The sequence below is a fragment of the Streptomyces sp. NPDC058239 genome (genome assembly GCF_042882185.1).
In the GTDB taxonomy this organism is placed as follows: domain Bacteria; phylum Actinomycetota; class Actinomycetes; order Streptomycetales; family Streptomycetaceae; genus Streptomyces.
Genome location: NZ_JBHVWS010000022.1, coordinates 90,337 through 104,734, shown reverse-complemented (window position 1 = coordinate 104,734; position 14,398 = coordinate 90,337). Strand labels below are relative to the sequence as shown.

General features: G+C 66.9%; 13 protein-coding genes. 6 read left to right on the top strand and 7 right to left on the bottom strand.

Annotated elements, in window-relative coordinates:
* Positions 1-76 precede the first annotated feature (76 nt).
* Positions 77-295, top strand: coding sequence for an excisionase family DNA-binding protein (locus ACFVYE_RS23445; protein ID WP_389607209.1), 219 nt, complete (start codon positions 77-79; stop codon positions 293-295).
* Positions 296-378: 83 nt separating this feature from the next.
* Entirely contained in the window at positions 379-1,656 is a 1,278-nt protein-coding gene (locus ACFVYE_RS23440) for a tyrosine-type recombinase/integrase (RefSeq protein WP_389607207.1), read from the top strand.
* 605 nt (positions 1,657-2,261) lie between these two features.
* On the opposite strand, the gene ACFVYE_RS23435 is transcribed toward ACFVYE_RS23440, so the two are convergent.
* The 5 genes from ACFVYE_RS23435 to ACFVYE_RS23415 form a co-directional block, all read right to left on the bottom strand.
* Positions 2,262-2,786, bottom strand: coding sequence for a Pycsar system effector family protein (locus tag ACFVYE_RS23435; protein ID WP_389607205.1), 525 nt, complete (start codon positions 2,784-2,786; stop codon positions 2,262-2,264).
* Positions 2,783-3,691, bottom strand: coding sequence for a hypothetical protein (locus ACFVYE_RS23430; RefSeq protein WP_389607203.1), 909 nt, complete (start codon positions 3,689-3,691; stop codon positions 2,783-2,785). Before ACFVYE_RS23430 ends, ACFVYE_RS23435 begins: the two co-directional genes overlap by 4 nt.
* Positions 3,688-5,763: a hypothetical protein gene (locus tag ACFVYE_RS23425; RefSeq protein WP_389607201.1), complete on the bottom strand. Its 2,076-nt coding sequence runs from the start codon at positions 5,761-5,763 to the stop codon at positions 3,688-3,690. The genes ACFVYE_RS23430 and ACFVYE_RS23425 overlap by 4 nt, the downstream gene beginning before the upstream one ends.
* A complete protein-coding gene (locus tag ACFVYE_RS23420; RefSeq protein ID WP_389607199.1) occupies positions 5,760-6,668 on the bottom strand; it encodes a hypothetical protein in 909 nt (302 codons plus the stop codon). Before ACFVYE_RS23420 ends, ACFVYE_RS23425 begins: the two co-directional genes overlap by 4 nt.
* Before the next feature lie 169 nt (positions 6,669-6,837).
* Positions 6,838-7,524: a Crp/Fnr family transcriptional regulator gene (locus ACFVYE_RS23415; RefSeq protein ID WP_389607197.1), complete on the bottom strand. Its 687-nt coding sequence runs from the start codon at positions 7,522-7,524 to the stop codon at positions 6,838-6,840.
* An 815-nt stretch (positions 7,525-8,339) separates the two neighbouring features.
* On the opposite strand from ACFVYE_RS23415, the gene ACFVYE_RS23410 reads away from it, so the two are divergent.
* From ACFVYE_RS23410 to ACFVYE_RS23400, 3 genes are all read left to right on the top strand, one after another.
* A complete protein-coding gene (locus tag ACFVYE_RS23410) occupies positions 8,340-8,729 on the top strand; it encodes a hypothetical protein (protein ID WP_389607195.1) in 390 nt (129 codons plus the stop codon).
* Between the two features lie 9 nt (positions 8,730-8,738).
* Entirely contained in the window at positions 8,739-11,429 is a 2,691-nt protein-coding gene (locus ACFVYE_RS23405; RefSeq protein WP_389607193.1) for an ATP-binding protein, read from the top strand.
* 412 nt (positions 11,430-11,841) lie between these two features.
* Entirely contained in the window at positions 11,842-12,393 is a 552-nt protein-coding gene (locus tag ACFVYE_RS23400) for an HD domain-containing protein (protein ID WP_389607267.1), read from the top strand.
* On the opposite strand, the gene ACFVYE_RS23395 is transcribed toward ACFVYE_RS23400, so the two are convergent.
* On the bottom strand, positions 12,381-12,848 hold the full coding sequence (locus tag ACFVYE_RS23395; protein WP_382218536.1) for an NUDIX hydrolase: 468 nt from the start codon (positions 12,846-12,848) through the stop codon (positions 12,381-12,383). The genes ACFVYE_RS23400 and ACFVYE_RS23395 overlap by 13 nt on opposite strands.
* Entirely contained in the window at positions 12,835-13,608 is a 774-nt protein-coding gene (locus ACFVYE_RS23390) for an XRE family transcriptional regulator (protein WP_389607191.1), read from the bottom strand. Before ACFVYE_RS23390 ends, ACFVYE_RS23395 begins: the two co-directional genes overlap by 14 nt.
* Positions 13,609-13,704: 96 nt before the next feature.
* Here ACFVYE_RS23390 and ACFVYE_RS23385 point away from each other — a divergent pair, with 96 nt between their 5' ends.
* Entirely contained in the window at positions 13,705-14,397 is a 693-nt protein-coding gene (locus tag ACFVYE_RS23385; RefSeq protein ID WP_389607189.1) for an HAD family hydrolase, read from the top strand.
* Position 14,398 lies beyond the last annotated feature (1 nt).

Sequence of the window (14,398 nt, the reverse complement as noted above, 5' to 3'; positions counted from 1 at the left end):
CGGACAGGTGCGGCCCCGAAGAGCCCTGGCCCGAAGCCTCCGGCATCAAAGCGATGGACGACAAAAGGAGCGCCACATGGAGACCGCCCGCCTCGCTCAGGGCGATGACAGCACCCTCGTTCTCCTCACCGTTGAAGAAGCCGCGCGCCGCCTCCAGATCGGCCGCACCACCTGCTTCACCCTCATTCGCGCGGGGGCTCTGGAGTCCTTGATGATCGGCCGACTCCGCCGGGTGCCTGCCGACGCCCCGGCCGCGTATATCGCGCGCCGCCGTGCTGAGGGCTTCGCAGCCTGACCTGCTCAACGCCGGAGCGCCGCCACCCACTGGGGGCGGCGCTCCGGTCGTTCCACCCCACCGACTCCAAGGAGATGCCGCCCGTGGCGGAGAAAAAGCGCACTCGCCGGGCGAACGGCGAAACGGCCGTCTACTTCGGCAAGGACGGTCGTTGGCACGCCCGGGTACCGATGGGCTACAAGGACAATGGCGAGCCCTACCGTAGGCACATCACCCGCCCGTCCGAAGACGCCTTGGCCGCAGAGGTCAAACGGCTGGAGAAACAGCGTGACCAGGGGACTGCACAGCAGCCCGGCAAGCTGTGGACGGTTGAGAAGTGGTTGTGGCACTGGGTCGAGAACATTGCCAAGGACGTCGTTAGCGAGAACACCTACGACGGGTACGAAGTAGCAGTTCGCGTGCACCTCGTGCCCGGCATCGGCAAGCACCGCATTGACCGTCTGGAGCCGGAGCACCTGGAGAGCCTGTACCGCCGGATGCAGAAGAACGGCAGCAAGGCAGCCACGGCTCACCAGGCTCACCGCACCGCCCGTACCGCCCTCGGTGAGGCAGTGCGCCGTGGCCACGCCGCGAAGAACGCTGCCGCCCTGGCCAAGCCGCCACGCGTGGAGGAGCCGGAGGAGGAGATTGAGCCCTACTCGGTAGAGGAGGTGCAGAGTCTGCTCATCGAGGTGAACAAGCGCCGCAACAGCGCCCGTTGGATGCTGGCGTTGGCGCTCGGCCTGCGGCAGGGGGAGACCCTGGGTCTGCGCTGGGTCGACGTGGACCTGGACCACGAGTATCTGAAGCTGCGCCGGAACCGGCTGCGCCCCAAGTACGACCACGGGTGCAAGGAGGCAGCTCCCTGCGGCCGGAAAGCCGGTTACTGCCCGGACCGCAAGCAGGTACGGCGCGAGACGAAGAACACCAAGTCGCGCGCCGGCCGCCGTGCGGTTCCCCTGCCAGGCCCCCTGGTCGTGATGCTGCGAAAGCACAGGGAGGTCCAGGCCCGGGAGCGCAAGACCGCCGGCAACCTGTGGACCGAGTCGGACTACGTGTTCACGAAGCCGCTCGGTGGCCCGCTCAGCCCGAACACGGACTACCACGACTGGAAGAGGCTGCTGGAGGACGCCGGGGTGCGTGACGCGCGGCTGCATGACGCCCGTCACACCGCTGCCACCGTCCTCATGCTGCTCGGTATCCCGGACCGCGTGATCGACCAGATCATGGGCTGGGAGGCAGGCACGTCCTCCCGGATGCGCGCACGGTACCTGCACGTCCCCGACGCCATGCTGAAGGAGGTGGCACAGAAGCTCGCGGATGCCATCTGGGGCCCCGCACCGAGCGCGCCTGTGGACAAAGACCAGGACAACGAGGGCTGAGACAACGCCGAAGGGCCCCACCGCGAACGGTGGGGCCCTTCAACGTATTGCCCGGTGAGAGCAATGGCGGAGGATACGAGATTCGAACTCGTGAGGGGTTGCCCCCAACACGCTTTCCAAATGTTCGTCTGGAGGTACACCGTTGGTCAGAGGTGTTCTGGCCAGCGGCGCAACCCTCGTGGGAATGGGTCGTGAACGGGGCTGGACAGGCGTGAATGAGACTCGAACTGAGACCACGCTCCCGCCGCCTTATTGGGTAATCGCTGACGCCTCCATGAGCGTCGCGGGTAGCGTTGATGACCCGAAGTAACTAGCGGCCCCGCTGACAGGAATGCCGGAGTGACCGTGGCCGAGCCCTTCCTACCTCAGCAGCCGTCATGGTCCCCGCTGGACGAGTGCCTCTGTCACTCGCCCGGCGCCCCGTGGTCGCCACAACGGCAAGACTCGGGTCTGGTGATCGGCTGCAGGACTTCGACACCGCTGCCTCGCCGACCTCGCGGACAAGGGATACATCGACCGCGCCGGCCTTTCCCGCTCCTACGCGGACACCGAACAGGCCTTCCGTGACGGCAAGGGCGCGATGCAACCAGTCGCTCCGAAGTGCCTCAGACGCCGGAGAGCAGCGCCGCGCTCACGGCCGTGACTGCTGGCAGCAGCATGAGGACGGCGCCGTGCACGCATCTGTTCTTGGTACGGGCGATGCGGCTGGTTACTGTCAGGGCACGGAACAGGCGGGGGTGCGGATCGGAGCTGCTCAGGAGGAGTCCGGACGACAGTTCCGCACGCTTCTCCGCCCGGACCACGTCCTCGTAGTAGGCGAGGATGCGGGAGCTCTCCCTGAGTCTCGGTCCGTGGCGGGGCAGCAGCGCCGCCAGGAGAAACAGCAGGGCTACGGTAGTGGTGACCGCCGCCGTCCACCACAGCGGGTGGGGCCAGGAGGTGCCGGGCGGGCGGCGGATCAGGAGGAGTCCGAGCATCGATCCCCCGGTGGCGAGCAGGACGGCGGCCTTGCCGTCCGCCCGGCCTATCTCAATGTGGTTCTGGGCGATCAGCTCGCGTGACAGTTCCACCACGTCCTCCGGCTCGGCCGCTTGTGGCGGGCGGCGGGCGAAGGGCAGGCGGGGGATCACCGGTGATCCCCGTACGGGCCGTTCCCGTCCTCCGCCGCGTCGGTGTGGCCGATTCTGCGCAGAATCTCGTCGCCCTGCGGGACCCCCACGTCACTCAGGACACGCGCCAGGTTGACGCCGACGAAGCCCCGGTCCTCAGGTGTCAGTGACTGAAGCGTCGCCGCGAGGGTGCGTTCCCAGCCGTCCCGGTCGGAGAGGAGATTGCGGTGAGTCACCGTCCAGTCGAGCACGTCCCTCGCCTGTTCCGGCTGGTGCAGGAGCCAGAGGGCCGCCAGGCTGACGGGACCGCCCGCGACAACCTCCTGGTAGAAGCGGTACGCCTCGCGGTGGGCTTCGCCGAAGCCCGGCGGAAGGGTGGGTTCCGCACCGGTGCCGGGGGTAGGCAGAAGCGCGGCCGGCGGGTCCAGAAACCAGTACGTGAGGCCGAAGTCGTCGATCACCTGTGGCCGCCCGGGCGGTTCGACCTCGGTCGTACCGAAGTGGGGTGGGGGCTTCCGCAACGGGTCGGCGGTGCCGGGCAACGTGGCGTTCTCGCTGATGTGGCCGACCACCAGGTGTCGGGCCCGTTCCTCGGTTATCCGGTTCCTCGCCGCGATGACCGGGTTGGTGATCTTCCAGGCGACCCCGTAACGGGCAGGGGGTTTCGGCGGCCGGCGCGGGATGTCGACCGAAATCCGCCGTTCCGCGAGCGAGACCCACACGATGTCGAAGAAGTCCCCCTGACGTACCGCGCGCGCTGTCGGTCGCGGATAGCCCCAGTAGTCGCCGCCGCGGGGCGGCACCATTCCATCGGCCCCGTCGTCCGCGAGAAACACCAGGGCGCGGTCCTCCGGGGAACCGAGGCGCAGGCGGAACAGCTGCCAGGCCGGCGAGGAGTTCAGAGGTGTGATGAGCGGGCCGGTCATGAGGCGAACCCTTCTGCCGGGGAGGCCGTACGGACGCGATGGCGGCGCAGGGCGAATCGCATGACGCCACGGTGGCTCCGGGCCTTGCCGGAGAGTGAAGCGAGGAAGTGCGGGAAGGCAGTCCGGTGCCGTAGGTCCGGGTCGCTCTCGATCAGGGACAGGCCCGCCGCTGTCGCTTCGTGGGTGGCAGGGTCGTCCAGGGCTGTGACCACGAGGTCGAAGGCCAGCTCGGGGTGGTTCACGAGCAGGTCGGCGAGACTCACGCGCCGTACGCCCGGCGCGCCGGGCCGGGGGAAGGCCGTCTGGCTCATCGATTCGATGGCATGCACCGCCATGGCGTGACGCTGTGTGCCCGGATCGGCCCCCTGCCACTCCCGCAGGCGGTCGAGGACTGGGGCGTGGTTGGCGTCCTCGGAGAGAAGGGTGCTGAGAGCGAAGGACACCGCTGTACGCAATCCGCGCTCCAGGTCTTTGTCCGACTCGTCGAGTACGGCGTCCAGGAGTTTCAGGGCGACGGCGGGCCGGGCCAGGCCGTAGCTGCCGCCGCAGGTCTCGGCCACGGTACAGCGGAGGGTGACGATGGTGGCCCGGCTCCATTGCCGTAACTGATCCCGTACCGCGCCCGTGAGGGCGGGGTACTGGACCATCTCCCCGAGCGCGTAGGCCACCAGACGGCGGCGCCAGCGCTTGTCCGACGCGGCGAAGGGGTGCAGCTGGCGCAGAGTGTCCGGGCCGGTCGCGTGGGCCAGTACCTTCCCGATCGCCTGACCCGCCGCCAGTTCGATGCCGGAGCGGTGGGGGGCCTCGTCCAAGGTCCTCCACAGCAGGCCCGCCATGCCCTCGTAGTCCAGCCACAGGCACCGGAGCAGGGCGTCCGACCGGTGCCGGCCGGAGAAGACGACCGGCTGGACCGGATAGCGCTCGAAACGGGGCGGCAGCAGGCGTGCGCCGACGGCCGCCAGTCGGTCCTCGAAGGCCGGTCCGAGAACGTCGCGCCGCGTCTGCGGCCCTTCCGTGACCAGTCCGCGCGTATCGATACGCTCCGGCCGCCCGGCGGTGACCGGTGCCGGGCCGCCGCGTTCGTCGATGTGGGGGCGGAGAATCGCGCTGAACTCCTCAAGGACCGTACGGTCCTGTCCGGACAGCAGCGAGATCGCAGCCATCAGGGAGAGACTGTCGGCCCGGTGGCTCGATTCCGCCAGCGCTTTGCGGGCCGCCGCGGGACTGCCGGTTTGCAGTTCGTCGAGTACGGAAGCGGCGGGCTTCCCCGACACGACGAGGTCACGCAGTCCCTCCGCCACGTCGACACCGTCCCGGGGCAGCGGGTGAGCGTGCAGATAGCCGGTGAAGTCTGGGGAGGCTAGGTGTCCCAGTGTGTCAGCCCCCTGCTCAGAGGTGAGCTCACCCGCCTCGGCCATGGTGTTCAGGCGCTTCGTGGCCACCTCGGCCGACGGCGGCGGGCGGTGCACAACCTGCCAGGGCACCGTGTCGCCGGGAAGCGCCATCTCCGCCCGGACGGTGACGACCAGATGGGAGCCCGATCGACGCAGCAGCGCGGCCAGCGCGGTGAGCGCGACTTCGCCGAGCGAGGCGGCGGCCGCCGGGGACAGACCCTGGAGCAGATAGCCGCGCCCCTCCTTGGGGCGCCAGCGTGAGAGGTCATCCGGTGAGTCCAGGCCGGTGATGCCGCCGGCTCCGTACCGTTCTGCCAGCAGTGCGAACGCGGCGGTGCTCGCGCCTGTGCCGCTGCTGGCCCTCAGCATCAGGATGTGGCAGTCCAGCACCTTCCGGCACTGTGCGTAGGCCGGTGGCTCGACGAATCCGCGCAAGCGGGCGTGGACGTCGTCCGCAGGGTACGGACCTTCCCGCAGGCGAGGTTTGACGATGTGGTCCGTGGCGGTCTCGTTGAGCGGGGCGCCGATCATCACGGTGACGTCGCCGGCGATTCCGCCCATGACCGCCATGCCCTGGTCCAGCCGCTGCTGGTTGTCGCGGTAGGAGTTCCTCGGATCCGGTCGGCCGTCGGCGTCCGGACCGTCCGGGCCAGGAGAGGTGTCCGCGTCGGCGCTCACCGGTGGTCTCCGGCTCCGCCGACCCGCTTGTCGCCCGCCACGTTGTCGCCGCCGCCCCAGTGCTGGTTGGTGCCGCGGTACGAGGTGGAACCGCCGGTGTACGTGATGTCCCGTCCGACGTCCCCCATCACGGCAGCGCCCTCGCCCACATGCTGCGTGTTGCCGCTGTAGTGCGTGCCGGGCCGCGTCACCGGGTCCTGTTCCTGATCGGTGGATGCGCCGGCCGGTGCTACGGATTCCTCGCGCGGTCGCACACCGGCCTGTACGAGGTTTCCGGACGGCGACGGGACGTACAGCCATGCCCGCTGCGAGAAGTTCTTTCCCTCCACGGTGGCCGGGACCTCCACACAGCGGTCGGGGTGCAGCCCGGTGTACGCGCCGAGCACGACGTCCTCGTAGACGCGCTGGGAGATGACCGCGGCCAGGTGGGTGACCTGCTCACTCGCCGCAGCCAGGATGGCCTTGACCGGACGGGAGTCCAGCAACCGGTGCGTGTCGTTGCGGGCGGTGCCGTTGCCGTCGCCGGGACCGCCCGTGTCCGGCAGCGGCCCGACGTGGACGCTGGCCCGGAGCCGGATGCGAGGGCCCACGCACTGCCTGTTGTACGCGCCAAGGATGTCGTCCAGCACGCCCAGGAACGGCCAGAGGACAAAGGGCAGCAACGCCGGATCGAAGCCGAACACCACGCCGTCCCCGGTGTTGGCCGGAAACTGCTTGGAGTCGCGCAGCTCGTGGAGCCCGGCTCGCTCCAGCGCCTGGTCGACGAGTTCGGGGATCAACTGGCTCACCGGACCGTGCTGCACGGCGGGAAGACCGGTGAAGTCCTTTGCGTCGACAGCGAACAGGGCACGGTAGGGAGGAAGCGGTCGGCTCTCGGTGTACGGGGCGGGAACGGGCGTGGACATGCGTGATCTCCTCGTGGACGGTGGGACGGCGACGAAGCCGGTGGCCGGCTGATTCGAGGTTCCGTCGGTTCGGTCCGTCCGACTGCACAGCGCAGGGCACTCCGCGGGTGTCCCACGTCACAGCGTGGGCATGCTCAGGCGACGGTTCCCACTCCCGGCGCAGGCGCGTTCATTCAGCCGGGGGCGGCGAGAAGGGTGACGCGGGCGTGGTCCTCGGTGCGGTCGTCGCCCAGTCGCGCAGCGCCCTCATGTCCTTGATGACGATCACTCTGCGGGCCGTCTCCACTGCGCCGGACTCCCTCAGCCGTTGCAGTCCGGTGGTGACCGCGTTGCGGGTCACCCCGGTCGCCTGGGCGATCTCCTCCTGGCTCAAGCCGGTCAGGCGTACGACATCCGATTTGGTGCCGGGCGCGGTGAGTTCGGCAAGGCGCAGGAGTGCCCGCGCCAGCCGGACGACCAAGGGAAGGGTCAACAGTTCGGTGCGGTGGGCGTCGGACTCTCGCAGTCGGGAGAGGGCCTGGCGCATCAAGTCCATGACGAGCCCACGCTGTTCGACAAATCGGCGGAACCGTTCCGCCTCCAGCACGACAGCCGTGCAGGGGGTGAGTGCGACCACTTCCGCCGTGCGCGGGGTGCCGTGGAAGACGGACACCTCGCCCAGCAGGTCGCCCGGCCCTCGGAAGGCCAGCCAGGTCACGACTCCGTTCGGTTCCCGGCACACGACCTTGGCGAGGCCGTCGGTGAGGGCGAGCAGGTGCGTTCCCGCAGAGCCCTGTCTCAGCATCACGCTGCGTTCGCGAAAGCTGCGGGTCGCACCTTGGTCCCGTAGCTCGCGCCACGTCTCGTCCGACAGCACTCGTCGCCTTCCCTGTCCGCCCTGTACGCGGCCTCGCTCTGCCCGTACGCGGCCTCGTCGGCCTCGCCCACCGTCATAATTTCTACGTCGGGCCGGCCGCTCCCGCCGCCAATCGGGCGACCTTGTCCGAGAACGGCTGCCCGTCCACACGCCACCACGCACAGGTGCGCGCGAGTGTCGAACAGTCCGGCGGCTGGCAGGAGATCTGCACCCCGGACGCCTGAGGACAATCTCGCGCGAGGCCGCCCTCGCGTCATCAGCAGACGCAGGGATGGCCTCGTGCGACTGGCCGCTGTCAGCGCCGACCTGTTCAAGGTTCTTTTCCCAAGCTCTCTGCGGCGAGCGGGTGTCACGGCCGGTCAGCGAGGGAGGCAGCCGATCGCGGCTGGATTGAGGACTGCCTGCATGCTCGAAAAGTTGTGGGATGCGCTGTCCGACACTGCGCTTGTCGCCGTGCTCCTGGTGATCGCGGGGCGGCCGACCTGCGCGCGGCAACTGCGACCACGCGACGCCGCAGGCTCGCTGACACATGGGCCGAGTGTGCGATGCCCGCTCAACTTGCTGCCACACCAATCCGGGCGTACGTGCTCGCGATCGCTCGCCACTTGGGTGGGAAGGTCCTGCGGTGCGTACTGGTCCAGCACATGAGTCTCGGCAACTCGGGATGCTCAGTAACCTTGGTGGCCTATGCTGATGACCGGTCAGACGGGCGGGGGGCGATGGCAGCGCCGGGTGAGACGAGGCCAGAAGCAAGGGCCGAGCGACACGAGTTCGCACTAGAACGGTACCGGTACATTCTGCAGCAGATCCACGCAGTGAATGAGAATGCGCACCGCTTCCTTGCGATCTATCAGACGCTTGCTACCACTCTGGTCGGCGCGACTCTTGCCCTGTTCGTTGGGTACCGCAAGTGGGGGGTAGCGCCAGCCACCGCGCGGGGCGGAGTGATTGGGTTACTGACCCTCACTACGGTGGTCGCTGCATTCACCATCACGCTGATAGTGGTGGGTGCCTTCGCCTGGCTCGACTACCGCAACGAAGAGTGCGACATCACCGATGAGATGGTCGGGCCCGGCTTTCGTAAGCGCCCACGTCCAGGCAACCTCACGCGTTGGTACGAAACTTACGTGCTGTTGTTCATCACCGTCTCGGTGATCACTATGTGGGTGCTCGCCGGATTCTTTGTTCTGCCGGCAATGAGGTGACCGTTCCCAGTGTCCGAGCACGACTTCGCCAGCACACCCCTGTGGCAGGAGACCCTTGCCGTGCGTCCGCGCAAGGACGATCACCACAGCCAACGGGAGCGATTGCGCGCGTCGTATCTGACGCTGCGAGACAATGCGGCTTTACTGCTCGCGGAGAATGCGCGTAGTTTGCCCGACTTCACGGTCCACGACATCAGCCACGTGGACGCGCTGTGGGAGACGGCCGGTCTCATGTGTGGTAACCAGATCGGGCTGAACCCGGCTGAGGCATACGTGCTGGGCTGTGCCTTCGTGTTGCACGACGCCGCGATGGGGGCGGCGGCATACGGGATGAGTGTGCCCGAAGCGCTGGGCCAACAGCGGTGGCGCGATCTGGTGTCAGTCGCCTACTTCCACCGGCAAGGATGTTGGCCGGATCAGGAGCAACTGGACGCCCCGCCTGCCGAGATCGCCGAAGCGTGTCAGGCCACCGCGATCCGCGAAACGCACGCGGAGCAGGCCCGGCGGCTGGTGGATCAGCCGTGGCGGTCCAGTGCGGGCAACGAGATCTTCCTCATCCAGGACGTTCAACTCCGCGAAGCGTACGGTCCGCTAATCGGCGATCTGGCAGCCAGTCACTGGTGGTCGGTGGACAAGCTTGCCGATCAGTTCCGCCAGCCGAAAGGCTCGCTGACCTGGCAGCCAGCGGAGTGGACCATCGAACCGCTCAAGCTGGCCTGCATCCTGCGGCTTGCCGACGCAACCCAGATCGACAGCCGCCGTGCCCCGACGTTTCTGTTCTCCCTGCGTAAGCCGCAAGGTATTGCCCGTGCACACTGGCGATTCCAGGAACACATCAGCCGCCCGCACCTGGACGGCGACCGGATCACTTACACCTCGCTGCGCCCATTCCCCCCACACGATGCTACCGCCTGGTGGCTGGCCTTGGACTACCTGCGCAGCGTCGACCAGGAGTTGAAGAAGGTCGATGCCCTCCTGTACGACCTCGACCGCAACCGACTCGCGGCTCGCGCAGTTGCCGGAGTTGATTCCCCCGAGCGCTTCGCTGAACTCTTCCCGGTGTCGAACTGGCGGCCCATTGATGCCACCGTCAAAGTCTCCGATGTCCCTGCTCTGGTAGAAACACTGGGCGGAGAGCAGCTATACGGCAAGGAACCAGAGGTGGCCGTTCGCGAGCTGATCCAGAATGCCCAAGACGCCATCCTCGCTCGCTACGCTGTAGAACCTGACTTCACCGAGGGCTGCATCGACGTACGTCTCACTGAGACCGACGGCTCCTGGTGCCTGGAGATCTGCGATAACGGCATCGGCATGGACGAGGAGACCCTCGTCCGTGGACTGCTCGACTTCGGCACTAGCGGCTGGAGTTCCACCCGCATCCGCAGTCGGCTCCCCGGCCTGGCCAGCGGTGGATTCCAGCCCACGGGTCGGTTCGGCATCGGCTTCTTCTCTGTCTTCCTGCTCGGCGACCAGGTCGAACTGATCACCCGTCGCTACGACGCCTCCGTGGCAGACGCGCGCCGACTAACCTTCGACAGCGCAGCTCGGCGGCCGCTGCTTACGCCACTGCCCGAACGCGGCCGTGCTGCGCCGGGCACAACTGTGCGCGCAACGCTCAAGGCGAATCCCTACGATATCCAGGGGCCCCTCTCCAGGACCAGCGACGACAGACTCGGTCAGCTCATCCGACGGCTGGTCCTGGAGAACGCTGTCCCAATCCGTATTTGGGAGCCCGGCGCGGCCGAACATGAGACGGTTCTTCCCTTCACGCTGGACTCGGGATCACCGGATGAAGTCTTCGATCGCCTCTACCCATCCCTGACAGACAGCTGGCGCGTTGGGCAAGAGAAGCAGCGCCTACAATTGCGCGACGCCTTCGCCGAACGGGCAACCGAAGTGCTGGACGAATCGGGGCGACGCATCGGACTGGCCACGCTCTGGACTGACCTGAATTACCAAGGGCGAGGCGACTTCCGTGGGATCGTCCCAGTCAACGGCTTTCTGGCTGACCAGACGTACGCCTTCGCGGGATATCTCGCCGGTCAGCCCAGCCGGGCCTCGCGGGACAAGGCAGGTCTGGTCGCCAATCAGGACCAGATTCGTCGATGGCTGCACACCCAGGAAAAGAAGCTGCGCGATATCGGGCACTTCGGCGACGCAGTTCAGCTGGAGCTGGCCGGAATGCTGCACAATGCTTTCAAACGCCTATCCGACGACATCGCCTTTGCAATAACAGCGCAGGGCCTGCTCCGCCCGGCGGACGTCGCCGCATGGGCCACACAGCGGAACGAAGTCTTCATTGCCTCAGGACCGAACGTGGCCGTCAGAACCCGCCCTCCGCAGGTTTATCGCTACCTGTCCGGGAAAAATGTACTGCTCCCTGATAATTGGGTCGTTCTCTCCCAAAGATCGGCCTATCCGCCATTGGCTGATGCATTCCCAGATGTCCTGAATCGTGATGCTGAATATGAGTTCGCGCGCAACCACCCTTCGCTCACGTGGGAGAAGCTCTGGTGGCGAATGTCAGGCGGCCTTTATGCGCCGTTCATGCATGCCCTATGCAAAGCATGGTCGTGCACTATCGAGGAACTCCTTGCCCCAGTTGAGCAGCGCCACTGGTCGGACTCCTGCTATCTGGATGATGAGGAACTAGATCCTGTATGGGGCTATCTGCTCCATCGACCTACGATCGCCAGCTGAAAGCAACTGAATTCGGTCGTCTATATGCGTGTGACGGGGCGCTCCGTGGCGGCCACCCCGGTCCCCGGCCGTCAGCGATGCGCGGCTGTAGGTGCAGGGTTGGCCGTGTGGCTGAAGTGCCCCGGGTTCTCGCTGACCCACCCGCCTCCTGTAGCAGCTCATCCCAGTCGGTCTGGGGCAGCCATGTTGTGTCCGCGAAGCGGGCCGCGTCCACAGGACGAGGTCTGCCCAGCCGCGACAGCGGTGGACTTCGATGGCGTACGCGTTGTGGCTCGCCCAGAATGAAAACTCGGGTGGCGCCGTCTTGGTCTTCCCGTTGCTGTGTACCCAATGGCTGAGAACGCAGGGGACCGGACAGTCTTCTGGACTACGCGGGGGCCATCTGGGCAGAATCCCGGTCGTGGATGGATCGATGGTGGGCTGGGCGATACGGGTCGGTGAGACGGAACTCAGTTCTGTGCTTCCTCGGCGATGGGCGCATTCCCAAGGGGTCGCGCGTCGCGTGGCCGGCCTCGGGAGGATTCTGGGGAGTGATTCCGGCCTTCTGGCTGCTGCCGCCGCGCTCCACGACGTCGGATACGCGCCACGCCTGGCGGCTACGGGATTCCACCCTCTCGACGGTGCGCGGTTCCTCCGTGACGCTCACTGTGCCGATAGGCGGCTGGTGCGACTTGTAGCGAACCACTCATTTGCGGCATTGGAAGCCGAGGAACGCGGACTGAGGGACGTGCTTGAAGCTGAGTTCCCAGTTCTTGAGGATCAGCGGCTCGTGGATGCGTTGGTCTACTGCGACATGACGACGACGCCCGACGGCGAGCGGACCACCGTGCAGGACCGGGTGGCGGAGATTCTGGGCCGCTACGGGGCCGACAGCGTAGTGGGGCGATTCATTCGTCGGGCGAAGCCCGAGATCTTCGCTGCGGTGGGACGGGTGGATGGGGAACTCGCGGCTCAGCCCAGGTAGGGGTAGGTGCCGGCGAGGTAGTCGCCGATTTGCTGGCGCATGCTGGGGTGGATGTCGTACTGGTCCAGGTCGGATGGCTGGACGTAACAGACGCCGTCAGCTTCGTCGTTGATGGTGGGCTCGCCACTCACTGGGCGGCCGATATACGTGTTCTCGTACTGCTGGCGGATCTCACCATCGGTGTAGGCCACGATGTGGTTGGGGTTCGTATAGACCCCCAGGAAGCCGGTGATCTCGGCGATGATGCCGGTCTCTTCGAGGCATTCGCGCACGGCGCACTGTGCCGCCGTCTCCCCGATGTCCTGGGCGCCGCCCGGCAAGGCCCACTGGCCTGTGTCTCGACGGCGCTGGAGCAGGATGGCGCCGCTGTCGTCGACGACGAGCAGGTTGTTGGCGGGAATGAGCGTGTTTGCCTTGGGGGCCTTGGGATCGTTGTAGTACTCAGTCCTGCCCATGTGACGAGGGCCCCTCCTGGTCTGGCGTCCAAGGCCGCGCGGTGGCCCAGACAGCTTCGAAACTCTGAGCGTAGTTGTCGAACCACCCTGCAGCATCGGCTCTCTTGAGATGGAGCAGAGGGTTGGCACTGGCTGGCTGGCCCCAGACATGCGGGTTGACCAGAAGGTCGTCGTCGTAGCGGAACAGGGAGGTGTAGAGGGTGGTGTCGTGCAACCTGACCTCGCAGCCGGCCTCAGCCAACAGGGGACGGTAGTAGGTCAGGGAGGCGCGAATCTTTGCCGCGAGCGTGTCGCCAATGCCCTCCTCGCGCCCTCGGATCGCCGCCGCGTGCCCCTTCGAGTCACCGAAGCAGAGCCGTACTTGAATCCCGGCTGCCGCGCGCTCGGCAAGCATTTTTGCGACATGAGGGTTGGACTGGGCAAAGAAGGTGCCGGAGAAGACGAGCACGCTGATCTGCTCCTGGGCCCCTTGGAGCAGCGAGAGCCACATGTCGCGGGGCACGCTGGCGCGGTTCTGATAGGTCCCGACCAGCTCCACCCCTGATCCGGCGCTGGGCTGGTCGGCGCTCGGCACGGGTGCCGGCCACAGGAACAGTTCCTCCACCCGCAGATGTTGGGCAACCCGGAACCGGTGGCGCGGGTGGGGAACGCGCCCACCAAGCCATCGACTGACCGTCTTGGGATCCACCTCGCAGGCTTCGGCGAGTGACTCTGGCGAGACCCCACGCTGGGCGAGTACGGAGTGCAATCGCTCGTTCACAGTCGCCATCCAAGCCGAGGCGGCCACGAGCAGGCAAGGACGTTACGGGACCTTCCTCGGCCCGAGGCTTCGACCACGGAACTTACGCTTCTTGGTATGGAGCTCATCGTCCTGTGGGATATCGACCACACGCTCATCGAAAATTCCGGGGTCAGCAAAGAGATCTACGCCGCCGCCTTTGCAGCGCTGGCAGGAGCCGACCCTGCTGAGCCCGCGCGAACGGAGGGACGCACGGATCGCCTCATCATGCGCGACATGTTCCAGCGGAACGGCCTGCCCGAGCCCTCCTGGGCTGTTGTCGAGGCGGCCCTTGCCCGCGCAGGGGAGGATCGCCTTCACGAGCTCAGTCGGCGTGGGACGGCGCTGCCCGGCGTGCGCGACGTTTTGAAGGAAGCTTCGGTACGGGAAGGCTGGGTGTCCTCGGTTCTCACGGGCAACATTGCGGCCAACGCTCGCGTGAAGGTGTCGGCCTTCGGCCTTGACCCCTTGCTGGATCTGTCTGTCGGCGCGTACGGCGCTGACTCCCTCCAGCGTTCCGGATTGGTCGCTGTGGCTCGGGAGCGTGCCCAACGTCTGAGGGGCGCGCGAAGTGACGTGCCCGTCGTGCTCGTAGGCGATACCCCGAGGGACGTTGAGGCAGCCCTCGACTCCGGATCCGGGATCGTTGCGGTGGCCTCTGGCCTGCATGGTGCCGAAGAGCTGGCCGATGCAGGCGCCCGCGTAGTGCTGCCCGACCTGACGGACACTGCGCGTGTGATCGGAATCCTGGAGACCTTCGCGGCGCACTGAA